The following is a 23,744-nucleotide window of genomic DNA, read 5'->3' as shown; positions in this document are numbered from 1 at the left end:
ATACTATTGCCATCCACCGCCAAGAGAACGATATAACTCAACAGTAGCAGACAATTGTGATAGTTTGTTTGCTACTAAACTAAGTTCAGCCGTTAAAGCATTTTCTCTAGCAGTTAAAAGATCTAGGTATGTTAAATAACCACTATTCAATAATTCTTCAGAATTACTTTCAGCACGTTTCAACGCTGATACTTGCTTAGAGATAAATTCTTCTTTTTCTAAAGAGATGTTATAATCATTCAAAGCGTTGGATACCTCTTGACCAGCATTTAAAAGTGTTTTCTTAAACATATATACTGCTTGCTCTTGCTGAGCTTGCGCTACTTCGTAGGCAGTTCTTATTTTTCTACCATTAAAAATGGGTTGAGTTAAGCCACCTACTAGATTTGCGAAAATGGAACTAGAATCTATCCAATTATCAATTTCTAAACTTTGAAATCCACCTTGGGCAGAAAGGGTAATTGAAGGGTAGAAATTGCTTCGAGCAACATTTGTCAGTTCAAAACTATTGACTAAGCCATATTCTGCCTGCATAACATCAGGTCGGTTACGGAGTAAAAGAGTTGGAACGCCTAGTTGTAAATCGTTAGTCAGAGTTTGCTCATCTAAAGTGGTACGATCATAGGTTTGTGGTTGTTCACCTAATAGAATACTCATTGTATTTTCAGTTTGATACAATGCATTTTTTAGGTCTAGTAATTGACTTTGAGCGCTATATAATTGCGCGGCAGTTTGATCAACACCAACCTGATTTGCTTGTCCTGCTTCTTTCAGCGCAGAAATCGTTTCTAAACTTTTAGAACGGTTTTCAATTGTTTCTTCAGTAACGGAAATTTGCTTGTCTAGAGCCAATATCTGATAGTAAGTAGTAGCAATCTGTGCCACTAAACTAGTTTTTACGGCCTTATGTGCCGCTACAGTTTGTAAATAACTCGCATCGCTAGCACGTTTGGTACTTCTAATTTTTCCCCAAATATCAGCTTCCCAAGAAACAGTACCAGAAGTTTCATACTGATTAAAAGGCTGAGTGAAGAAACTACCAAATTGTCCGTTCTCACTAGTTCTTGCAGTTCTGGTTGCACTTGCAGCACCAGTAATAGTAGGTAAATTACCAGCTTTACCTTGCTTAACATAAGCCTCTGCAGACGCAATGCTCTGAAGTGCAATGCGAATGTCAAGGTTGTTTTCTAATCCTTTTTGAATATAAGTCTTCAAATAAGAATCTGTAAAAAGGTCTTGGTAAGAAACCGATGCAAAAGACACACTGTCTTGAGGTAAATTATCGGTTCGAAACAAGTTTTCTGTTTCCAAGTCTGGGCGCTCGTATGTTTTTGCGGTAAAGCAAGACTGCAATAAAAGTGGCAGAAAAGCGACCAGTATAAGTTTATTGGATACTAATTTATTCATGATTTCTTTAGTTCTTAGGTTCTTCAATAAGTTCTTGCGGTGCACCAGTAATGCGCTCTTGTAGCGATTGGAAAATAACATACAGTGCCGGTATAACGAATACACCGAAAATGGTACCTATTAACATACCACCAACGGCACTCATACCAATAGATCGGTTACCTACTGCACCAATACCTGATGACAACGCCAAAGGCATTAAACCAAGAATGAAGGCGAATGAGGTCATTAAAATAGGTCTAAGTCTCGCTTTGGCTCCGTCAATTGCAGAGTCAATAATAGACATACCGTGCTTTCTACGTTGCAATGCAAACTCTACAATAAGAATGGCATTTTTAGATAGTAAACCAATAAGCATAATCAATGCAATCTGGAAATAAATATTATTCTCTAAACCTGCAAAATTTATAAAAGCAATAGCACCTGCGATACCTACTGGTAACGATAATAAAATTGAGAATGGTAATATATATGATTCATATTGGGCACTTAAAAGAAAGTATACAAATATTAAACTCAATGCAAAAATGATAATGGTTTGACTACCGGCACTACTTTCTTCTTTTGTTAAACCAGAATATTCATAGGTGTAATTTTGAGGTAATACTTGCGCAGTAACCTCTTCAATTGCGTTAATGGCATCACCAGTACTGTAGCCAGGATTAAGAGCACCATTTATTTTTACAGAACTCAATAGGTTAAATCTACTAACAACTTCAGGACCATAAATTTTCTTTAAAGAAACGAATTGAGAAATAGAGACTGATTCACCCTTAGAATTCGTTACAAAAATAGAATTTATAGATTCTTCATTTGCTCTGTCCTCTGGTTTAGCCTGTATCATTACACGATACTGTTTACCAAATTTATTAAAGTCGGTGGTATATAAGCCACCATAATAGCCCTGCATTGTATTAAAGATATCAGTTAATGCAAGTCCTGCAGATTTTGTCTTTTCTACATCAACAACTAATTCGTATTGAGGAAAATTTGGGTTAAACTGTGTAATAGCATATTGAACTTCAGGTCTTGCGTTTAATGCAGCTAAAAATTCATTTGTTGTATTACTAACCGTATGCCAGTCATCTGCGTCTTTACTTTGCAGGTTAACTTCAAAACCTGCAGAGTTTCCAAAACCACGAATACTTGGTGGTGCAAAGAATAGAATTTTAGCATCTTTAATAGTTGCGGCTTTAGCAAATAAAGCTCCAATTGTAGCATCTACTGATTGACCATCGCCTTTACGTTCTTCAAAATCTTTTAGTTTTATTACAGAGAATCCGTAAGAACCACCGTTAACATTGTTCAATAAACTTCGACCTGCAATATTCATTCTAGCCTTAACAATGTCCATAGACTCGTAGATTGAATCCATTTTTTTAACCGTTTCCTGTGTTTTTTCTAAAGTTGTACCAGGAGCCAAAGTCATATCGGCAAAAATAATTCCTTGGTCTTCATTAGGAATAAATCCTGAAGGTGTAGTCTTGAAAAGTAAAGCAGCAACGCCTGTAAAAATGATTAATAATAAAACTGTCAACCATTTTTTGTTGGCTAAAAATTTTACAGAACCAATATATTTATCCGTTATAGCATCGAAACCAGTATTGAAAGCAGAAAAGAAACGTTTAGATAAACTCTTTTTCTTGTGTTCGTCAGAAGGTGTATGAGGCTTTAAAAACAAGGCGGCCAAAGCTGGACTTAGCGTAAGTGCGTTTACAGCTGATATTAAAATAGCGATAGCTAATGTAATACCAAACTGTTGATAAAAAACTCCTGAAGATCCTTCAATGAACGAAACAGGAATAAACACAGCAGACATCACCAGAGTAATGGATATAATTGCACCTGAAATCTCTGACATTGCAGATTTGGTAGCTACTTTTGCATTAGTAGCACCTTCCTCCATTTTAGCATGCACCGCTTCGACCACCACAATGGCATCATCAACCACAATACCAATGGCAAGAATCATTGCGAATAAGGTTAACATATTTATGGTATAGCCAAATAGTTGAAGAAAGAAAAAAGTACCAATAATTGCCACTGGTACTGCAATTGCAGGTATTAGTGTGGATCTAAAATCTTGTAAAAACAAGAACACAACTATAAATACTAAGATAAAAGCTTCTATTAAAGTAGTTATAACATGGTCTATAGAAGCATCTAAGAAGTCTTTTGAGTTATAAGGTATTATGTAATCTATCCCCTTTGGGAAATCGCTCTTGCTTTCTTTTAGAATTGTTTCAATTTGCTTAATTATCTCGTTAGCATTTGATCCTGAAGTTTGAAAAATACCCACAACTGTACCTGGGTTTCCCATACCTTCATTTTTGGTGCCATAATTAAAAGCACCCAATTCAATTTCGGCAACATCTCCTAATCTTAAATACTGTCCGTTATCTTGTGCTTTAATTACAATATTTTCATACTCTGAAATTTCAGATAATCTTCCTTTATATTTTAGAACATATTCGTAAACTCCATCTGCATTTTCACCAATTTTACCTGTTGCAGCTTCTACATTTTGTTCATTAAGTGCACTTTGTATATCTGCAGGCATTAAGTTAAAAGCGGCCATTTTATCTGGTTTTAACCAAACTCGCATAGAATAATCTCTAGCACCGATAACATTTACACTACCAACGCCTTCAATACGCTGTAATTTTGGAACAATATTGATGTTGGCGTAGTTTTCAACAAATGTTGCATCGTAGTTTTCATTTTCTGAAAACAACGAGAAGAACATTAATGCACTTGTCTGTGTTTTTTCAGTGATAACCCCGTTTGCGATTACGTTACTAGGTAATACATTGTTTGCTCTAGCAACTCTGTTTTGAACGTTTACTGCCGCAATATCTGGATCTGTACCTAGCTTAAAAAATACGCTAATGCTCGCTGCACCATCGTTACTTGCACTAGAAGTCATGTACGTCATTCCTTCCACACCGTTTATTTCCTCTTCTAACGGTACAATTACACTATTTAGAATTGTTTCTGCATTTGCGCCTGTATATGTAGCTGTTACTTGTACGGTAGGAGGTGCAATTTCTGGGTATTGTTCAATAGGTAATGATGATAAGCCTAGAACTCCTAAAATGGTTATTATGATCGATATTACTGTAGAAAGTACAGGGCGATCTATAAATTTTTGGAACATTTTTATTTATTTATATATGAAATGATTTTTTGGAAAGTCTTATTTTACTGGTGTAATTGTCATTCCGTCTTTTATTTTTGTAACACCTTCAACTACAATAGTTGTTCCTTGTTCTATACCATTTTTAACGATATAGCCTTTTTGGGTGTTCTCAATAATATCAATTGGCATAGTTGTGACTGAATTGTCACTTTTTAAAACATATATCAATTTTTTACCTTGTAAATCTATCGTTGCAACTTGTGGTATTTCATAGACACCCTCATAAATTGTTGGAATTTTTATTTTACCGGTACTTCCGCTACTTAGTATATTATTAGGATTTTCAAAATCTGCTCTAGCTGTTACATTACCTGTAGAGCTGTTGATTATGTTATTAACCATTGCAATTTTTCCTGGTTTAGCATAATCTGCACCATTAATCATCTCTAATTTTACTTCAGGTGCTTTATTTAGGTCAATTAGGTGGTCTTTATTTTGAGGTAATGAAGACTTAAAGTTTAAAGCTTCTCTTTCACTCATAGAAAAATAGGCGCGAACTACACTAACGTCAGAAACCGTAGTTAAAGGTTGTGTCATCGAAGAACTTACTAAAGCACCCATTTGATATGGAATTTCACCAATATAACCATCAACAGGGCTTGAAATATTAGCGTAGTTGATATTAGAAGCAACGCTTTGATAACTAGCTTTTGCTTGTGCAAGTTGTGCTTTAGCTGTTTCTAACTGAACGCTACTGATGATATTCTTTTCAACTAGGGGCTTTAATTTATCTACTTCTACTTGAGCAACATTAACTGAAGCCTTAGCTGCATTAGCATCTTGGTTTAGAGTTTGGGTCTCTAATTTGAAAAGTAGTTGTCCTTTTTTGACTTTCTGACCTTCTTCCACATATATTTTTTGCACAAAACCAGAAACTTTAGGCCAAATCTCAACATTTTGTTTACCCTCTAAAGTGGTTGAAAATTCGTTGTATGTAGTTAAATCTTGCTTTTTTAGGGCTTCGACTTTTAAACTTGGTGGTGGAGGTGCGGCTGCTCCTTCTGCCGGTTTTTCTGATGAACTAAAGCAGGAACTCAAAAGAAGAGTTGCACTTAATAATCCTATAATTGATAATTTCTTCATTTTAGATGGATGTTTATTTGTATTAAAATAGTTGCTTAACCTTGTTAAGGTTTTGTTAATTCGGAATGTTCGGTAAAAAACGAACCAAATGGATGTAAAAAATTATTTTAGCTCTTGCTGTTGTTGTTTTAATGCAGCAATTGTAGTTTTTAGGCTTAATGTCATATCATCGATACATTTAACGTAAACTGTTATTTTGTTTTTGTTTTCTTCATGTTTATCAGGTCTATACTCTTCATTATAAGCGGTAATTTCACGAACCATTTCACTCTCTCTTTCAAGTTTTGTTAATGAGCGATTAAGCTTTTTAATGAAGAAAGTATTCTTTTCAGCAACCTTAAAATATCGTTTACGATCACCAGATTTTGTAAAATACTTTACAAAATCCATTTGTAATAAAAGATTTAAGGATGTTGAAATAGAACTTTTACTAGCGCCTCTCTTAAGAAGACAATCTTCAAAGGTTAACCCTTCTTCTTCTGTAATAACCAAGTTCGCAAAGATTCTGGCAGCTAATGGAGGCAAATCATATTCAGATTCGAAATGAACTCCCAGTTCTTCTATTAGCTTATTTTTTATCTCTTCTTTACTCATATGACTAAAATTGAAGCGACAAAGGTATAGTTAGTTCGCCTACAAACAAACTAAAAGAACTTAAATTTTGTTAAAACATATGTTACAAGTACGAAAGTATATGTTAACTATTTGAAAATTAATTGAATAAAAAATATTTTTAACTGTGTGAGCATTTAAAAAACGTTGTGTCTTTTAAAAGAAAAAAGAATGTATTTAGTAACTTAGAGTAATTATTATTGTGAAAGAGGTTTTTTATGAGGCAAAAACACCTTCTTTCTCAATTAGTGGAATAGTGGAGAGGTCAGCTTCTATAACTGAATTTTTACTGAAGATAAATCGTTTCTCGTATAGTTTATTGTCTGCGTAGAAGGTAACATAAAACTCGTTGTTCAATGTTAAAACATCATCTTGAACCACTTCAATTTTCTTAAAAGATTTGGGCTCTACAATACCAATATTGTGTCTCATTATTGAAGTTTTACGATCACCTTCGTATCCTTTTGAAACTACCATTGTCATTTCAATAGCAGTTTCACGATTATTTAAGATGTAAGCATTCCAATCTTTGTCCAAGAATTCTTCGTTCCATTCACGAATAATGGCTACTTGTACGTCCTTAACAATAGGTATTTCAATATCTTTTTTCACAAGGTGATATTAAAGGGCGCTTCTAAATTGCTCTAAAAAGCGTAAATCATTTTCACTTAATAAACGAATATCTGTTATTTGATGAAGAAGCATAGCTATACGATCAATACCAACACCAAAAGCGAAACCTGAATAGACTTCAGGATCTAATCCGCAATTTGTAAGCACATTTGGGTCAACCATACCGCAACCACCAATTTCTAACCATCCAGTACCTTTTGTGATTTTATAGTCAGATTCAGTTTCTAGTCCCCAGTATACATCAACTTCAGCGCTAGGCTCTGTAAATGGAAAGTAAGAAGGTCTTAGTCTAATTTTAGACTTACCGAAAAGCTCAGCAGTAAAGTATTGAAGTGTTTGTTTTAAATCTGCAAAAGAAACATCCTTATCAATATAAAGCCCTTCTATTTGGTGAAAGAAACAATGAGAACGTGCTGAAATTGCTTCATTCCTATATACTCTACCTGGAGATATTGTACGAATAGGAGGTTGGTGGTTTTCCATATAACGCACTTGAACCGAAGAGGTATGTGTACGCAAAAGAATATCTGGATCTGTTTGAACAAAGAAAGTATCTTGCATATCTCTTGCAGGATGATATTCTGGTAAATTCAACGCAGTAAAATTATGCCAATCATCTTCTATCTCTGGACCTTCAGAAACATTGAAACCAATTCTTGAGAAAATATCAATGATTTTATTCTTTACTATTGAAATAGGATGACGCGCGCCTAGTTCAATAGCATCTCCAGGTCTAGATAAATCGCCATATACCTGTTCATCGGTTTGGTTATTTTCTAAAGCCTGTTTTAAAGATTCTACTTTTTCTGTAGCTGCATTTTTAAGTTCGTTAATAGTTTGACCGAACTCTTTTTTCTGCTCATTAGGTACATTTTTAAACTCCGCAAAGAAGTCGTTAAGAATACCTTTTTTGCCTAAATATTTAATACGGAACGTTTCAACGGCTTCCAAGTTGTCAGCTGTGAACGATGCTACTGTAGCGATTTCTTCTTTTATCTTATCAATCATGAATGTTGATTAAAGCCGCAAATTTAAAACTTTTAAAACAGGTATGATATGTTTTTGTTGCTTAAGATCAATTAGCTTTTGGCAAATTTATCCTTTACGTTAGACTTAACATAGGTTAAACAATCATCAAATGATTTAAAAATATGCTCTTCTGGTATTAATTCTGGAATTACACCAACACGTTCCATCATATATCTAGGCTGTTTAAGGACATCAACAAATAGAATATCAATTCCAGATTTTCTTAGTCCGAACAAAACATCTTCCAAGGTATATAAACCAGATTGATCCATGTATTCCATTCTACCCATTCTTATGATTACGGTAGATGCAGTATTGGGTATTTGATCTGCCAAATGTTGAAACTCACTCGTAGATCCAAAGAATAAGGGACCTTTTAAGTGTTTTATGAAAACTTCTTCTTGTAAACTTAAAGGAAAAGCAGCTTCGTCTGGCCAATTAACTTCTTTCTCCAGTGACTTTACATCTGAGCGTTCTGCGGTTAAATCGCCCATTTTTTTCATAAACATTAAAGAAGCGAGAACTAAACCAACACCCACGGCATATACTAAATTCCAGATGGAAGATAGTACCAATACCACAAGCATAATTACCACTTCTGAACTAAATTTAAGAGGTCCAATACTCAAATCTTTAGGTAAACTTGGTATGGCCTTAAGGCCTTTATAGTCCATTACACCAAGACCAACGGTAACAAGTATACCTGCAAGAACCGCGGCTGGTATTTTTGATGCGATCGGTCCAAGAGCTAAAAGAACAATAAGCAAAAGAATACCGGCCACCATACCGGACAATTTGGTTTTACCACCTGCATTAATATTTACAACCGTACGTATAGTGGCACCGGCACCCGGTATACCGCCAAATATTGCAGCAATACTATTGCCTATACCTTGACCAACTAATTCTTTGTTTGGTTTATGATTTGTTTTGGTCATATTATCTGCGACAACAGATGTAAGTAAAGAATCTATAGCGCCAAGTAAAGCTAAAGTAAGTGCGGTAAAGATATATGGAGTTACGGAGTTTAAATCGAACTGGGTAAAAATGCCCATATTCGGCATAGGAAAATCGCTAGGTATTTCTTCAATAGGTCTATACTTCAAACCAAAACCATAAGCCACACCAGATACTACAATAAGGGCAACCAGTGCGCTAGGTATTGCTGTGGTAATTTTTTTGAAACCATAAATAATGATAATGGTGGAGAGCGCAAGAATCAGTTCTAGCCATTTAACATTTTTTAATGCTCTTGGTAACACCTTAATAGCTCCTATTACTCCAGATGCTTCAGAGTTTGCTAAGGTCTGAGCTTCTTTTAGCTTATCTGCTTCGGTAATATCTTCAGCTCTTAAAATTGTTTGCTTAAAATCTTCGAGAACTAAAATACCTTCGTCGGCTTCCTCTTTTAGTGTATTTTCTAAAATAATTTGTTCTGCTTTAGGTTTGTAAATATTTACAAACTCGGAATCTTCTTTTGGGTAATAGCCAATGGCAGGTAAAATTTGAGTAACCAAAATGATAACACCAATAGCGGTCATAAAACCAGAAACTACGGGGTAAGGAATATATCTAATGTATTTGCCTATGCCTAAAAGCCCTAAGCCTATTTGTATTAGGCCAGCTAATAAAAAAACTACTAGGATGGCCGGTAATGCTTTGTCTAAGCTACCATCATTTGCAGCTACGATACCCGCTATTACCACCATACTTACTGCTGTCATAGGTGCAGTAGGGCCAGAAATTTGTGTGCTAGTTCCACCAAAAAGTGCCGCGAAGAAACTTATGAAAATTGCGCCATATAATCCGGCACTAGGACCCATTCCTGAGCTAACGCCAAAAGCTAAAGCTAATGGTAGAGCAACAATACCTGCGGTAATTCCGCCAAATAAATCACCTTTGAAATTTGAAAATAGATTCTTCATACAATTAAATTAATCAATTTTAGTGAGTTTGAATCGGATTTTTTGATAACCGATTCGTTTCGTTTTTAAATAAAATATATTCGTTGGCTGCGAATAATTGATTGATTTTATGGTATTATAAAACCGATGTAAAAACACCGGTTTTAAGATTACTATTTTATGTTCTTGTATCTAGTTGTAGAATTCAACAGCACCTGTAGCAATATCATACATGGCACCTACTATAAGAATTTCACCATTACTCTCCATTTCGGCTAAAACCGGACTTTGAGTTCTAATGTTATCTATGGTCATCTCTACGTTTTTAGCCGAAACTTCGTCTACGAAATCTAAATTTTTAGAATTTCTTAAACTCTCATCCGTAGGTTCTTTGACAGCATCAACAGCTGGTTCAATTTTGTTGATCAATGCGGTTAAATTACCCAATCTGGCATGGTCACAGGCACCTTTAATGGCACCACAACTTGTATGGCCTAAAACTACTATTAATTTGGTACCGGCTAGTTTACAGCCAAATTCCATACTACCTAATATATCTTCGTTTACAAAATTACCAGCTATTCTAACACTAAAAATATCTCCTAGTCCCTGATCAAAAACCAGTTCGGCAGAAACTCTAGAATCTATACAACTTAATATGGTAGCAAAAGGAAATTGGCCTTCGCTAGTATCGTTTACCTGTTCTAAAAGGTTACGGTTCGCTTTTAAGTTACTCTGAAATCTCTGATTTCCTTCTTTCAAAAAATCTAAAGATTTCTTAGGGGTCATCGTTGCTTGAGTTTCTTTAGTATGTGCTTTCATGTTATTTCTTATTAAGTTATGTTTTAATTAATACTTTAAAATCAGTATTAAGTTTTTAAAAAATTTTAGCTTAAGCTTAGATCTGATTTTGGTCGTTGCTCAAAGAACTGAATATAACTTGGCGGATTTTCTACCACACCACGCTTAGAAATTAGCTTGATATCGATATTTCTTTCCTTGGCCTTTAGGCTGAAATCTTCTAAAATCTCTATAATATCATAATCTAAAAATCTTGTTTTTAAGACATCAAGCTCTAAATAGGTGTCATGAGGAAGACTATCTAACTCTTTAAGAATAGCACCTTTATTGAAAAAAGTAACTTCTTCTGCCAAAGTCATTTTAATTCTATGCTTACCATTACTTTTGTCTTCGATATGTAGAAAGTGAGAGTTTTGGTAGCTTTTAAGTAAGATTACTACAATACCTACGGCAAGACCTAGACTAATTCCTACTAGTAAATCTGTAAATACAATACCTATAACGGTAACAAAAAATGGTATAGATTGTTTCCATCCTAATTTGTACATTTTTACGAATAAAGCTGGTTTAGCTAATTTAAATCCTACAATAAATAAAATTGCAGCTAAAACCGATAATGGGATCATATTTAACAATGTAGGAATCAAGACTACAGAAATCAATAATAAGAAACCATGAATTATAGCAGATAATTTGGTTCTACCACCAGATTGTATGTTGGCCGAACTACGAACGATTACTTGAGTTATTGGTAAACCACCAATAAGACCAGATACGATGTTACCGGCGCCTTGTGCAAGTAATTCTCTGTTGGTCGGAGTCACATTTTTATGAGGGTCTAATTTGTCGGTTGCTTCTACACAAAGCAAGGTCTCTAAACTGGCAACCAGCGCAATGGTAAAGGCAGTGATCCAAACTTGCGGATTAGTTATGGCGCTAAAATTAGGAAAGCGAAACTGACCTATAAAAGATGAAAAATCTTCTGGTACAGGAACACTTACCAAGTGATCTTTTGATATTCCTAAGACTTCATTGTCTTGAGTGAAAACATAAAATAAGATACCAATGGCAACAGCTACTAACGGACCTTGAATAATTTGAAATACTTTGCCTTTCTTAGAAAGTACTTTATCCCAAAGTAGAAGAATCGAAAGACCAATAATGGCAATTAAGGTAGCACCTGGGCTAATATTATTAATAGTATTAAGAATCTCAGAAAACGTATTTTCTCCATCTACTTGAAAAAATGCCCAGTCACCCTCTGGGTCAGGGTCGTAACCGAAAAAGTGAGGAATCTGTTTTAGAATGATAATGATACCAATACCGGTAAGCATTCCTTTTATTACAGAAGATGGAAAATAATAACCGATTACACCGGCTTTTAATATTCCGAATACCATTTGAATAATACCACCTAGTACAACTGCTACTAAGAAATTTTCATAACCGCCTAGGGTACCAATTGCTGTCAGAACAATTGCAGCGAGACCTGCAGCAGGACCACTAACTCCAATTTTGGAGCCACTAAGGGCACCCACTAAAACACCACCTATAATACCGGCAATTACTCCTGAAAATAATGGTGCTCCACTAGCTAAAGCAATACCTAGACATAATGGTAGTGCAACGAAAAATACAACGATACTCGCAGGAATATCATTTTTGATATGTTTAAACATGTAAATAATATAATTATGCCCTCGAATTAGTTCAGGGCAGATTAGTTAATTGATAAAATACGAAAATGACTAACTAAATTGGTCGGGAGGTGGAGATAATACCTCTAATGATAGGTCTTGGTAACCTTCAATATTAAAGTTACTGCTAATTGAATTTTCAAAAATGGCAACTATTGAATAATCTAAAGAATTTTCTTTAACGAACTTTTCTTCGCCCATAGATTTTTTACCAGACTCTTGTTCTTCTTCATTAAGATTGGTAACTACAATTGGGTTTTCAACATCGCATAGCGTTATAATGCTCGGTGCAGTAACTGCAAAAAGCCATAATAACAGTAAGGTTATACGTGCGAAAAAAGTCATATACTAAAAAATCAATTGTAAAGATAGTGCTGAAATGATAAAAAACTGTTAACAATTTTCTAAAAATCCTTTAACAGTTTAAGTTCGTTTTTTTGGATCCATCCTGTTTTACCATCAGATAAGCTAATTTTATTCCAATCATTTAACTGGTCTAAAACATTCACTTTGGTTCCAGCATGAATCAAAAATACTTCTGCACTGTTATTATTGGGCTCAGATTTTACAATGCTTTCTTCAGCGAATATTATTGCAGGTTGATTTTCATCAAAATCATTTCGTTGAATAAATGCAAAAAGAACAGAAATTAAACAAAATAAAATCGCGAGTAAGCTACCAATAAATGCCCACCGTTTTCTAGTGCTGTAACTTGAGTTGTAAAAGTAGATATATAAAAGAACAAAAAGTAACATGAAGCCTATGGCTACATATGCCCATTGGTCAAATGTTAGTTTGCCTGTTATATTGTTATACAATTTTGATAATCCCGTTTTGGGCATGGTATCAATAGCATCTATGGTCATATTCTGAGCATAGCTTAAATTTGTTTTTATCTCTGTATCGTTTGGTGATAGCAGTAAAGCTTTCTCATAAAAATAGATGCTCTCAGCAATTTTATTAAGCTTGTAATACGAATTACCTAGGTTATAGTATACTGCAGTAGAATGCTTTCCATTACTTAGAATATCGTTATAATAAGTTACCGCCTGGTCATACTCACCGGCATTATATGCTTCGGTAGCCTGCTCAAATAATTTGTTGTTCTGAGCGGTGCAAAATAGAACCGAGAAAAGGCTAATAAGAGTAGCTAGCTTTTTGAACATACTTATAATTGTTTATCCATTATAGAAATTACCTCGCTTGCCTTATCATAATCGGCTTGCATTTGTACGTTTGAGAATGGGCTGTATCTTGCCGCTTCGCAATTTTTAAGAAGCGCTATAAAACTATCTACAGCAGTCTTGTCTATTTGCTTCTCTGTAAGTAGCTCGGTAATTTTATCTTTACTAAATTCTGAAGTTTCAATTTTCAGTTTGGCCTTTAAGTAATTATGTAGCGCTCGTTCAAGGGCGACATAAAAAGATTCTTTATTACCTAGTTGTTTTCTTGCGGCAGATAAATACTTACGTGCAAGTTTGTTTGCTTTTCTAATTTTATTACCTACGATATCACCAGCGATAGCATCTCTTCTCTTTCTAAAGAAAATGGCTAATGGAATTAGTAATAACGGACTCAATAACCAAATGTAAAAAGAGGTTGAACCAAAAAAGTAAGATGCCGATTTGCTTGTTAGGTTCGGTGTAAGTTTCAAGAAGTTGAATTCATTTCCGCTGCTAATAACAGATTGTTTGTTGCTATTAGTATTTGCATCAGAATTAGATGAAGCGCTTAACGGACCTTCTAAAACGTTAATGACTATTTCATCGGATGTAAGTGTTTTGTATTTTCCGGTGGAAGGATTAAAATAACTAAAGCTTAAAGGTGAAATAGGATATTTACCTCTAAAAGAAGGCACAATGGTGTATTGGTTGCTCACCTTACCTTGCATACCTGCTAAGGTTGTTCTAACACCTTCTGTAAACTCAGGCTCATAAACTTCTAGCGAACTTGGTAATTCAGGTTCTGGAAGTTTAAATAATTTTAAATTTCCCTTACCACTTACTTCTACCGTTGCCTGCAAAGATTCTGAAGCATTTAAACTCGTTTTGCTTGTTGTTACCGCAAAATCAAAATCACCGACAGCTCCATTAAAATCAGCAGGTTGATTGTCTAATGGCAATGCTTTTACATTAATTGTTCTACTACCTGCAGATACGGTTTTGTTGGTTTGGGCATACATTCGTTGACCAAAGAAATCCCGTCTTGCAGTAGGTACATCTACGGTTACCTCAAGAGATAAAGGTTCTATGTTTAATTTTCCAGATTTTTGCGGATAAAGAACAACACGTTTTAAGATTACATAACGATATGGTTTACCTTTATAAGTGCCATTTTGCGCACTAAGCATGGTTACCTTAATATCTTGACTCCAAAAATTATTATAAGTAGGATTGTCTAAAGGTTGATAATTCGACACCCTAATATCTGGACTAACATATAACTTGTAAATAACGGTAATGGCTTCGTTTAAATACGGGTTAGTTTTTGAAATTTCGGCAACCAAATGTAAATTTTCATCTGCTATATCATCCGCCGTCATTTGATCACTAGGCTTATCTACAGCTGCAGTTACTTCTACATTTTGCGCCAATGATTTATAGGTTTCGCCACCAATTACAATGGATGCTTGTTTAATAGTGAATTTTCCTCTTGCAGTAGGGGATAGTGTATATGAATAGGATTTCGAGTAACTTCTAACACCATTGATCCATGAAGAACTTATAGATTGGGAAGGTCCCATAACTACTTTGAATCCGTTGAAATCTGGAGGGCTAAAATTATCGCCATCACGGTTCATAATAAAATCTACGCGTAGTCTTTCGTTTAAACCAAGCTTTGGTTTGCTTAGTTTCATCTCAAAAGTAACGGCATTGTTATCTTGACCCATCATCAAAATTGATGATAGAAAAACGGTTAATACTAACCCAAGTTTAGCTATGGACTTAAAGTCTACCAATCTTTTTCGGTTTTAATTTTAGCACCTTTTACTTTTTTAGCATCGATTTTATCTTGCACCTTTTTTTCTGCATTTTGCATGGCTCTCAATAAATTCTCAACCTGTTGCTTAGAAAGTTGATTAGGTCTAGGTTGTTGTTGCTCTTGTTCGTTCTCGCCTTCACCTTGTTCGGGTTTCTTCTTTTGATCAGATTTGTTGTCCCCTTCACCATCCTTATTATCGTCTTTCTTCTCTTCGTCTTTATCGCCTTCGTCGCCCTTGTCACCGTCCTCGCCTTCATCTTTCTTATCCTCGTTGTCGCCTTCGTCTTTTTTATCTTGGTCTTTGTTCTCGTCTTGATCTTTATCCTTATCCTTGTCGTCTTGGTCTTGCTTATTTTCGTCTTGTTCTTTTTTCAAAAGCTCTTTTGCTAAGGCTAAATTATAACGGGTTTCTTCATCTGTAGGATCGTTACGTAAAGCCTCTTTATAAGCTTCTACCGCTTTAGCATAATCTTTACGCTTCATAAAAACATTACCCATATTGTGGTAAGCTTTATGTTTGTCCGCTTTAGATGTAGATGCTTCGCCTGCTTCTTTAAATCTGCCAAAGGCTTCATTATAGGTTTCATTTTCGTAATAGGCGTTACCTAAATTATATGGGGCTGCGCTATTATCTGAACTTTTTGAAATTGCCTTTCTGTAATCTACTTCTGCAGCAATAAAGTCATCTTCTGATAATGCCTTGTTAGCATCCCAAGTAAGATTGGTAGATGATTGTAAAGACTTTTGTTTTTCTTTCTCATCAACCTCTTGCGCAAAAGATGAAAAGCAAACAAAAAGTAGTATTAAAACTGTATTTATTTTATTCATTTCTTTTCTCATTGAACAAATTGAGTTTCTTTAACCAGCTGGTCTTGCGGTCCAAGATAAATATATCTAAAAAGAGAAGCAACAATGCCCCGCCAATAAACCATTGAAACTGATCTTTATATTCTGCGAATTGTTTGGCTTCAAATTCCTTTTTATCCATTTTCAACAATTCTTCTTTAATAAATTCTACGGCTTCATCAGTGTTAGAACCATCTATATATTGCCCGTCACCTTCATTAGCAATATCTACTAAAACACTCTCGTTTAAACGAGTGATTACGGTTTCTCCTTGATTATCCTTTTTTAAGCTTTCTAAAATTCCGTTTCTTTTAATCGGTATCGGAGCACCCTTTTCTTTACCAACACCAATGGTGTAAATAATAATACCTTCATCAACGGCATCTTCTACAGCATCTAATGTAGAACCTTCAGAATGATCTTCACCGTCAGAGATAATGAATAATACACGGTTGGTCTGTTCCGCATCATCGTAATAGGTAGTGGCTAATTCAATAGCTTGGTCAATAGCCGTACCTTGAGATGTTAGCATATCTGTATTCATGCCCTGTAAGAACATTTTTGCAGCGCCATAATCTGTTGTAATCGGTAGTTGAGGGTATGCTTGTCCTGCGTAGGCTATAATCCCAATACGGTCACTTGCAAGTTGATTTATTATTTCAGAAACCAATCTTTTTGCCTTCTCCAATCTGTTTGGGGCAATGTCTTCTGCAAGCATACTTTTACTTACATCAACAGCAAAAACAATATCTACACCTTCTCTTTTAACGGTCTCTAGTTTTGTGCCTATTTTAGGATTTACCAGCCCTATGATCATTAATGCCAATGCTAGAATAAAAACGACCAATTTTAGACCTCCTTTATTATAAGAACGATTTGGTGTTAGCCTTTTTAAAAGTTCGGTGTCCGCAAATTTCTTTTGCGTTCTCTTTTTCCATACCAATAATAATAGGAACAACACCACTATCACCGGAATGATGATGAGTAAATAGAAATATATTTTTTCGTCGTACTGTACCATATTATACAAAGCTTCTAAAAAGCGTGTTTCTTAAAATCCATTCTAATAAAAGCAAACCTCCAGCTATTAAAACCCAAAGTCTAAATTTCTCTTCGTAACGGTAATATTTAAATTCCTCTACCTCCGTTTTTTCTAGTTTGTTGATTTCATCATAGATTTCTTCTAGAGATTCGTTGTCAGTGGCTCTAAAATACCTTCCGCCTGTAGTATTTGCGATATCTTTCAGCAATTCTTCGTCTATTTCTACTTGTCGCATTCCAAACCTAAAAGAGCCATCGGCATTATAAGAAATAGGTGTAAGGGCATTGCCGTTAGTACCTAAGCCAATAGTGTATGTTTTAATTCCAAATTCGAGTGCAAGTTCAGATGCGGTTTGTGGCTCTATAAAACCAGTGTTGTTAACACCATCGGTCAACAAGATGATTATTTTACTTTTCGCCTTACTGTCTTTTAAACGGTTAACAGAAGTTGCTAGTCCCATACCAATTGCGGTACCATCATCTAATTGGCCATATGAAATTTCTGAAAGAGCATTTAGCACAATTGCTTTATCTGTAGTAATAGGTGTTTTAGTATACCCTTCACCAGCGTAAGCAACAAGACCAATACGGTCATTGGGTCTTTGCTTGATGAAATCTGCGGCAACTTCTTTCAGTGCCGATAGTCTGTTAGGTTTTAAATCTCTTGCCAGCATACTAGAAGAAACATCAATGGCCATTACAATATCAATACCTTTAGTAGTTTTGGTTCTTGTAGATATATCTTCTGTCTGTGGTCTTGCCAGAGCTACAATTATGGCGCCTAATGCCAATAGGCGTAGAATGAACAAGCCTGGCCTTAGTTTTGGTAAAATGCTATTATAGGTAAAACCTTTTGCGCTAGAAATTCGCAAAGATGCGGTTTGCTCTTTTTGTTTAAATATATACCACACAATTGCTAATGGCAGTAATAAAAACAGCCAAAAGAAATCAGGATTTGCAAATGATATATTCTCGAACATTTATAATTCTGTTTTTACTTCAACCGATGCTAAAATTCGGTCTACTATTTCTTGTGCGTATGTATCATCTTTTAACCAAGTAAGAATTACATACTGTTGAAAACCTTTTCCTCCAAAAAGGAGTACGGTATATTCACCTTCCATTAATTCTTCTGATCCTGGCGCTAAAAATTTACCGCTTCCAAAAACTTTTACTCCTTTAACACCACTTATTGTGCTAAATTCTTCTTGTTTGGTAATGATGTTCTTTGCGCCCTGACTTTCAAAATTCGATAAAATTTGTTCAATGGTTTTATCAAACTCTGGCTCCACATCTTTTTGTGCTAGCGTTACAGATGTTGTTGCTACATTAAAAAGACCGATTGGACTAGAATATTGAAATGCTTGTATATCTTCAATGACAGCTTTAGCTTCTGCTGGCAATTTTATTTTTTGACGTACCAGAACTTGTGGAGTCTCTATTTGAATAGGAGGAAAGCCATAACTACTACGTACCCATTCGCCTTCTAAAAGTTCTTTTGTTGGGTGCCCTAAGACGGTATCTTTTAAATAACCAAATCCGAATTTTACGCCGGCAATAGTAATACCTATTAGAATTAAGGCTACGGTAGATATTATAGCAATTTTTATTTTCTTCTTTTTCGCTTTTCGCTCTAATTCTTCTTGGTATTCGGCTTGTTCCAGCAACTCTTCCTCTGTTGGTTCTGGTAAAGCTTCGTGTGTTTTTTCTACAATCTGCTCAACTAGCTTTCTATCTTGTTCTGCAACCGATGTAGAAGGCTTGTTCTTGGCAAATTTTACTAAATCTGCAGTTTGTAATATTTGTGAAAACTGTTTGATGGTTTCATCATCTAATTCTAATTCTCCTGCATCTTTTAAAAGTTCTAATTTCTCAATCAATTGACCTGTGGTACTTTCTAGAGCTGTAACATTTGCGTCTTCTTCTAAATAAGAACGTACAATGGTGGTCAATTCAGAATAGTATTCTTTATACTCGTCTTGTATTAAATATTTAGAATTTTCTAAACGTTTAAGTTCTAATAAAGCTCTATCGTATGGTGGTAAAAGTGCTACTTTTTCTTCTTCGGTAAGTGGCTTTTTACGAAATACGAACCAGTAAAGAAGTGCGCCTAAGATTAGTAATATCAGTAAGCCAATCAGCAAATACTTCCAAAAAGCTAGATTGCTTTTTTCTACATTGATAAGTGGTTTAATGTCGTACATTTTCTGATTTAATGTATCTACTGGTATGGTAGCTACATTGATCAGTGTAGAATCGGTCATATAACCGGTTCCATTAATATCTATACGTTGCGATGGTAATTTGTATGCACCAGAATCGAATTGGGTAAGGGCATATATTTTTTGAAGTGTAAGCCTATCTTTTTTTCTTGTGGTATCTGTAGCAAATGCTTCTACGGTTTCTAAAGGAGAAAATGTTTGCCCTTCAGGGAAAATAACAAAATCGGTAGAATCTATATCGACGGTAACCGTCCATTGAACCTGTTCGCCAATTTTAATAAAAGTGGTATCTACCTTTGTTGTAATATTTGGTCGTTCTTGAGCAGATAGTTCAGCGAAGAATAGAAGAAATACCAATAAAGGTGAAATTCGTTTTATGAACGAAACACCGCTTTCAATTGTTCTATTAATAGTAATCATTCGTATCAACCTCTTCGTTTAAAATAGCCCAATAATTTTTTCACATAACTTTCATCGACCCTGCAATCTAAAACTCCGCAACCAGCTTTGGTAAACGATTCTTTAAAATAAGCCACACGTTCTCTGTTATATGTAGCATAGGCGTTACGTACTTGTTTAGATTTAGTGTTGATTAATTGTAGTTTACCGGTCTCGGCATCTTCAATTTGGACCATACCTATATTCGGAATTGTTTCTTCACGTTCATCGTAAATACGAATACCTGTTACATCGTGCTTGTTACCTGTGATCTTCAAAGTCTTTTCATATCCTTCATCAATAAAATCAGAAAGAACAAAAACAATCGCCTTCTTTTTCATGATACTGCTTAAGAATTTTAATGCCTGTGCAATATCTGTTTTGTTACTTTTAGGCTTAAACTCTATCAATTCCCTAATAATGCGTAAAACGTGTGTTTTTCCTTTTTTTGGAGGAATAAAAAGTTCTATTTGATCAGAGAACAAAATGACACCTACCTTATCATTATTTTGTAGTGCACTAAAAGCTAATGTTGCCGATATTTCGGTAACGATTTCATTTTTAAATTGATTGGTAGTACCAAATAATTCAGATCCGCTAATATCTACCATAAGCATCATGGTCAATTCTCGTTCCTCTTCAAAAACCTTTATGTAAGGTTCGTTGTAACGGGCGGTAACGTTCCAATCTATATTTCTTACATCATCACCAAATTGATACTGTCGTACTTCACTAAATGTCATACCACGTCCCTTAAAGGTAGAGTGGTATTCCCCACCAAACATATGGTCAGAAAGACGTCTCGTCTTTATTTCAATTTTTCGTACTTTTTTGAGTAGCTCTTTGGTATCCATTTTTTTAGTAAACAGTTTACAGTCTCCGTTAGCAGTGCATTATATTTGGCATCAAATAATTGTATTTACCAAATATCACAACTAGATTAAGGTACTTCTATCTCGTTTACAATCTTGTTGATGATATCAACAGAGGTAATATTTTCAGCTTCTGCCTCGTAAGTTATTCCTATTCTATGTCTTAAAACATCGTGTACAATAGCTCGTACATCTTCAGGAACAACATAACCTCTTCTTTTTATAAAAGCATAACATTTTGCAGCGGTACCTAAGTTGATACTACCTCTTGGCGAAGCACCAAAACTGATTAAAGGTTTTAAGCTTTCTAAATTATATTTTTCAGGATATCTAGTGGCGAAAACAATATCAAGAATATATTTCTCGATCTTTTCGTCCATATATACTTCACGTACTGCTTTCTGTGCACTTAGTATTTGTTCAATTGATACAACAGCATTTACAGTTTCGTAGCTACCTTTTAAATTTTGGCGCATAATTAACTGCTCTTCATTAATTTTCGGATAATCAATAACAGTCTTCAACATAAAACGGTCAATTTGCGCTTCGGGTAAGGGGTACGTTCCTTCTTGCTCAACTGGGTTTTGGGTTGCCATTACTAAGAAAGGCTTATCAAGAATAAAAGTTTCGTCACCAATGGTCACTTGCTTTTCTTGCATAGCTTCTAATAAAGCAGATTGTACTTTAGCAGGTGCACGGTTGATCTCATCTGCAAGAACGAAATTTGCGAAAATAGGACCTTTCTTAATAGAGAAGTCGTTTAGTTTCATATTGTAAATCATCGTACCTACAACATCTGCCGGCAGCAAATCTGGTGTAAACTGTATTCTACTAAAACTACCTTTAACAGCTTTTGAAAGTGTATTAATCGCCAAGGTTTTTGCTAAACCGGGCACACCTTCTAACAAAATATGACCTTGTCCTAAAAGTCCGATTAATAATCGCTCAACCATATATTTTTGGCCAACGATTACTTTATTCATTTCAAGCATCAGTAAATCGATAAAAGCGCTTTCTTTTGCTATTTTCTCATTAACAGCACTAATGTCAATTGAAGTATTTTCTTCCATTTAAAACTATATATTATTGATTGTTAAGGCTTCTAATTTTAACAGTTATGCAAATTGAAAATTTATTCACTCAGTCCCTGTTAATGATAGGTTAAAAAAATGGAAAACCCCATATTTTTATGAAGGTTTTAAGGGATTTCTTTTTAATTTCATTAATCAAATAACAATATGTTGAAATATTCTAGAATAATTGCAGGTACGATGACTTGGGGCAAATGGGGAAAACAGCATTCGACCACCGAGATGATTTCACTAATGAATCATTGTTTAGAATATAATATTACCACTTTTGATCATGCGGATATTTATGGTGATTATACCAATGAAGAAGATTTTGGCAAAGCTTTTAAAAAAAGTGCTATTAAAAGAGAAGATATTCAACTCATAAGTAAATGTGGTATTCAGTTCGACGTAAAAGAACGGTCGAATAGGGTCAAGCACTACGATTATGATAAGGACTATATTGTATCTTCTGTAGAGCGGTCTTTGAAAATGTTACAGACAGATCATTTAGATATGTTGTTATTGCATAGGCCTAGCCCTTTAATGAATCCTTCAGAAATTGCAGAAGCTATAGATATATTGAAGAATGATGGAAAAATCAGGCAATTCGGAGTATCAAATTTTACGCCGTCTCAAATTCAACTTATAGAAAAGGAAATTCAAGTTGAGGCGAATCAAGTTGAGTTTTCATTGTCCTCTAACACAGTAATGAACGATGGTACTTTAGACGATTGTATTACGTTTGATAGGCTTGCAATGAGCTGGAGTCCGCTTGGCAATTATTTTAGAGAAGAGTCAAAGGCAAATACAAGAATTAAAAAAGTATTGGTAGATTTTAGTAAAAAATATGATGTAACAGAAGATCAACTTTTATTGGCTTGGATCTTAAAACATCCCTCTAATATTCACCCTGTGGTAGGCACGGCGACACCAAAGCGTTTAAAATTGGCAATGGATGCGGTTTCAATTGATATGGATGTTCAAGATTGGTTTATCTTGCTAGAAGCTAACGAAGGGCATGAAGTTGCATAATTAAAAAATATAATGACGAAAACAGCATTTATTACAGGAGCTACAAGTGGTATTGGAAAATCTACAGCGATTCAATTTGCCTTAAACGGAATTAATTTGGTCTTATGCGGTCGACGTCAAGATCGACTAGATGCGCTAAAAGAAGAACTGGGTAAAGAAGTACAGGTACATACTTTAAATTTCGATATTCGTAATAAGGAAGCTGTTCAAGAAGCAGTTGATTCGCTACCAAAAGAATTTTCTCAAATAGATATTTTAATCAATAATGCAGGTAACGCCCATGGAATGGATACCATACAAGATGGTAATATTGATGATTGGGATGCTATGTTAGATATAAATGTGAAGGGGTTGTTATATGTTTCGAAAGCAATAATTCCCCAAATGGTGGCTCGAAAATCTGGTCATATTATAAATATTGGTTCTACAGCTGGTAAAGAAGTATACCCAAAAGGCAATGTATATTGCGCAAGTAAACATGCTGTAGATGCTATAAATCAAGGAATGCGAATAGATCTGAACGGCACAGGAGTACGTGTTGGTGCAGTAAACCCAGGGCTGGTAGAAACCGAGTTCAGTAATGTTCGCTTTAAGGGCGATGACGATAGAGCTGAGAATGTGTATAAAGGATTTCAACCCTTAAAACCAGAAGATATAGCAGATATCATTCATTATGTAATTACTAGACCTTATCATGTAAATATTGCCGATTTGGTAGTAATGCCAACAGCACAAGCTTCTTCAACCATAGTGTATAAGAATTGACACAATGAAAAGATTTTAGAATAAAATCTTTAAAGCCAAAAGCCAAAAGCCAAAAGCCAAAAGCCAAAAGCCAAAAGCCAAAAGCCAAAAGCCAAAAGCCAAAAGCCA

The 23,744-nt window shown here is 35.0% G+C and carries 20 protein-coding genes; 2 read left to right on the top strand and 18 right to left on the bottom strand.

What is annotated here, in order from left to right:
• Positions 1-3 precede the first annotated feature (3 nt).
• The 18 genes from Q0871_RS17150 to Q0871_RS17065 form a co-directional block, all read right to left on the bottom strand.
• Positions 4-1,407: a TolC family protein gene (locus Q0871_RS17150; protein WP_299325887.1), complete on the bottom strand. Its 1,404-nt coding sequence runs from the start codon at positions 1,405-1,407 to the stop codon at positions 4-6.
• A 7-nt stretch (positions 1,408-1,414) separates the two neighbouring features.
• Complete coding sequence (locus Q0871_RS17145; RefSeq protein ID WP_036157438.1) at positions 1,415-4,564, bottom strand: efflux RND transporter permease subunit; 3,150 nt, start codon at positions 4,562-4,564, stop codon at positions 1,415-1,417.
• 39 nt (positions 4,565-4,603) lie between these two features.
• Positions 4,604-5,689, bottom strand: coding sequence for an efflux RND transporter periplasmic adaptor subunit (locus Q0871_RS17140; RefSeq protein WP_299325881.1), 1,086 nt, complete (start codon positions 5,687-5,689; stop codon positions 4,604-4,606).
• Positions 5,690-5,791: 102 nt separating this feature from the next.
• Positions 5,792-6,283 (bottom strand): transcriptional regulator, encoded by a 492-nt coding sequence (locus Q0871_RS17135; protein WP_299325879.1) that lies wholly within the window; start codon positions 6,281-6,283, stop codon positions 5,792-5,794.
• Between the two features lie 234 nt (positions 6,284-6,517).
• A complete protein-coding gene (locus tag Q0871_RS17130; RefSeq protein WP_299325877.1) occupies positions 6,518-6,913 on the bottom strand; it encodes a hypothetical protein in 396 nt (131 codons plus the stop codon).
• A gap of 9 nt (positions 6,914-6,922) precedes the next feature.
• A complete protein-coding gene (pheS, locus tag Q0871_RS17125) occupies positions 6,923-7,942 on the bottom strand; it encodes a phenylalanine--tRNA ligase subunit alpha (RefSeq protein WP_299325875.1) in 1,020 nt (339 codons plus the stop codon).
• 71 nt (positions 7,943-8,013) lie between these two features.
• Complete coding sequence (locus Q0871_RS17120; RefSeq protein WP_299325873.1) at positions 8,014-9,888, bottom strand: SulP family inorganic anion transporter; 1,875 nt, start codon at positions 9,886-9,888, stop codon at positions 8,014-8,016.
• 171 nt (positions 9,889-10,059) lie between these two features.
• Positions 10,060-10,689: a carbonic anhydrase family protein gene (locus Q0871_RS17115; protein WP_299325871.1), complete on the bottom strand. Its 630-nt coding sequence runs from the start codon at positions 10,687-10,689 to the stop codon at positions 10,060-10,062.
• 65 nt (positions 10,690-10,754) lie between these two features.
• On the bottom strand, positions 10,755-12,347 hold the full coding sequence (locus tag Q0871_RS17110; RefSeq protein ID WP_299325869.1) for a SulP family inorganic anion transporter: 1,593 nt from the start codon (positions 12,345-12,347) through the stop codon (positions 10,755-10,757).
• Positions 12,348-12,416: 69 nt separating this feature from the next.
• The gene (locus tag Q0871_RS17105) at positions 12,417-12,710 is read right to left on the bottom strand and encodes a hypothetical protein (RefSeq protein ID WP_299325867.1); all 294 of its coding nucleotides are present in this window, start codon (positions 12,708-12,710) and stop codon (positions 12,417-12,419) included.
• Positions 12,711-12,769: 59 nt separating this feature from the next.
• The gene (locus tag Q0871_RS17100) at positions 12,770-13,531 is read right to left on the bottom strand and encodes a tetratricopeptide repeat protein (protein WP_299325865.1); all 762 of its coding nucleotides are present in this window, start codon (positions 13,529-13,531) and stop codon (positions 12,770-12,772) included.
• A gap of 2 nt (positions 13,532-13,533) precedes the next feature.
• Complete coding sequence (locus Q0871_RS17095) at positions 13,534-15,258, bottom strand: BatD family protein (protein WP_299325973.1); 1,725 nt, start codon at positions 15,256-15,258, stop codon at positions 13,534-13,536.
• 59 nt (positions 15,259-15,317) lie between these two features.
• Positions 15,318-16,187, bottom strand: coding sequence for a tetratricopeptide repeat protein (locus Q0871_RS17090; protein WP_299325863.1), 870 nt, complete (start codon positions 16,185-16,187; stop codon positions 15,318-15,320).
• Positions 16,168-17,214 (bottom strand): VWA domain-containing protein, encoded by a 1,047-nt coding sequence (locus Q0871_RS17085; RefSeq protein WP_299325861.1) that lies wholly within the window; start codon positions 17,212-17,214, stop codon positions 16,168-16,170. The genes Q0871_RS17090 and Q0871_RS17085 overlap by 20 nt, the downstream gene beginning before the upstream one ends.
• Before the next feature lies 1 nt (position 17,215).
• Positions 17,216-18,214, bottom strand: a complete 999-nt coding sequence (locus Q0871_RS17080) for a VWA domain-containing protein (protein ID WP_299325859.1) — start codon at positions 18,212-18,214, stop codon at positions 17,216-17,218.
• Complete coding sequence (locus Q0871_RS17075) at positions 18,215-19,876, bottom strand: hypothetical protein (protein ID WP_299325857.1); 1,662 nt, start codon at positions 19,874-19,876, stop codon at positions 18,215-18,217.
• Positions 19,877-19,881: 5 nt separating this feature from the next.
• Positions 19,882-20,748, bottom strand: coding sequence for a DUF58 domain-containing protein (locus Q0871_RS17070; protein WP_299325855.1), 867 nt, complete (start codon positions 20,746-20,748; stop codon positions 19,882-19,884).
• A gap of 86 nt (positions 20,749-20,834) precedes the next feature.
• Positions 20,835-21,836: a MoxR family ATPase gene (locus tag Q0871_RS17065; RefSeq protein ID WP_299325853.1), complete on the bottom strand. Its 1,002-nt coding sequence runs from the start codon at positions 21,834-21,836 to the stop codon at positions 20,835-20,837.
• 168 nt (positions 21,837-22,004) lie between these two features.
• Between Q0871_RS17065 and Q0871_RS17060 the strand changes: the two genes are divergently transcribed.
• Positions 22,005-22,871, top strand: a complete 867-nt coding sequence (locus tag Q0871_RS17060) for an aldo/keto reductase (RefSeq protein WP_299325851.1) — start codon at positions 22,005-22,007, stop codon at positions 22,869-22,871.
• A gap of 12 nt (positions 22,872-22,883) precedes the next feature.
• A complete protein-coding gene (locus tag Q0871_RS17055) occupies positions 22,884-23,636 on the top strand; it encodes an SDR family NAD(P)-dependent oxidoreductase (RefSeq protein ID WP_299325849.1) in 753 nt (250 codons plus the stop codon).
• Positions 23,637-23,744 lie beyond the last annotated feature (108 nt).

It is taken from the genome of uncultured Maribacter sp., assembly GCF_947500985.1.
Classification (GTDB): domain Bacteria; phylum Bacteroidota; class Bacteroidia; order Flavobacteriales; family Flavobacteriaceae; genus Maribacter.
The sequence above is the reverse complement of the archived record's forward strand: the minus strand, read 5'-3'. Positions and strand labels throughout refer to the sequence as shown.

What these genes read in the sequence shown, in the direction of transcription:
- Q0871_RS17140 (WP_299325881.1), bottom strand. Translation starts at nt 5,689, where the DNA reads ATGAAGAAATTATCAATTATAGGATTATTAAGTGCAACTCTTCTTTTG.
- Q0871_RS17145 (WP_036157438.1), bottom strand. Translation starts at nt 4,564, where the DNA reads ATGTTCCAAAAATTTATAGATCGCCCTGTACTTTCTACAGTAATATCG.
- Q0871_RS17080 (WP_299325859.1), bottom strand. Translation starts at nt 18,214, where the DNA reads ATGTTCGAGAATATATCATTTGCAAATCCTGATTTCTTTTGGCTGTTT.
- Q0871_RS17060 (WP_299325851.1), top strand. Translation starts at nt 22,005, where the DNA reads ATGTTGAAATATTCTAGAATAATTGCAGGTACGATGACTTGGGGCAAA.
- Q0871_RS17090 (WP_299325863.1), bottom strand. Translation starts at nt 16,187, where the DNA reads ATGAGAAAAGAAATGAATAAAATAAATACAGTTTTAATACTACTTTTT.
- Q0871_RS17075 (WP_299325857.1), bottom strand. Translation starts at nt 19,876, where the DNA reads ATGATTACTATTAATAGAACAATTGAAAGCGGTGTTTCGTTCATAAAA.
- Q0871_RS17065 (WP_299325853.1), bottom strand. Translation starts at nt 21,836, where the DNA reads ATGGAAGAAAATACTTCAATTGACATTAGTGCTGTTAATGAGAAAATA.
- Q0871_RS17085 (WP_299325861.1), bottom strand. Translation starts at nt 17,214, where the DNA reads ATGGTACAGTACGACGAAAAAATATATTTCTATTTACTCATCATCATT.
- Q0871_RS17055 (WP_299325849.1), top strand. Translation starts at nt 22,884, where the DNA reads ATGACGAAAACAGCATTTATTACAGGAGCTACAAGTGGTATTGGAAAA.
- Q0871_RS17100 (WP_299325865.1), bottom strand. Translation starts at nt 13,531, where the DNA reads ATGTTCAAAAAGCTAGCTACTCTTATTAGCCTTTTCTCGGTTCTATTT.
- Q0871_RS17150 (WP_299325887.1), bottom strand. Translation starts at nt 1,407, where the DNA reads ATGAATAAATTAGTATCCAATAAACTTATACTGGTCGCTTTTCTGCCA.
- Q0871_RS17105 (WP_299325867.1), bottom strand. Translation starts at nt 12,710, where the DNA reads ATGACTTTTTTCGCACGTATAACCTTACTGTTATTATGGCTTTTTGCA.
- Q0871_RS17115 (WP_299325871.1), bottom strand. Translation starts at nt 10,689, where the DNA reads ATGAAAGCACATACTAAAGAAACTCAAGCAACGATGACCCCTAAGAAA.
- Q0871_RS17070 (WP_299325855.1), bottom strand. Translation starts at nt 20,748, where the DNA reads ATGGATACCAAAGAGCTACTCAAAAAAGTACGAAAAATTGAAATAAAG.
- Q0871_RS17120 (WP_299325873.1), bottom strand. Translation starts at nt 9,888, where the DNA reads ATGAAGAATCTATTTTCAAATTTCAAAGGTGATTTATTTGGCGGAATT.
- Q0871_RS17135 (WP_299325879.1), bottom strand. Translation starts at nt 6,283, where the DNA reads ATGAGTAAAGAAGAGATAAAAAATAAGCTAATAGAAGAACTGGGAGTT.
- pheS (WP_299325875.1), bottom strand. Translation starts at nt 7,942, where the DNA reads ATGATTGATAAGATAAAAGAAGAAATCGCTACAGTAGCATCGTTCACA.
- Q0871_RS17110 (WP_299325869.1), bottom strand. Translation starts at nt 12,347, where the DNA reads ATGTTTAAACATATCAAAAATGATATTCCTGCGAGTATCGTTGTATTT.
- Q0871_RS17095 (WP_299325973.1), bottom strand. Translation starts at nt 15,258, where the DNA reads ATGATGGGTCAAGATAACAATGCCGTTACTTTTGAGATGAAACTAAGC.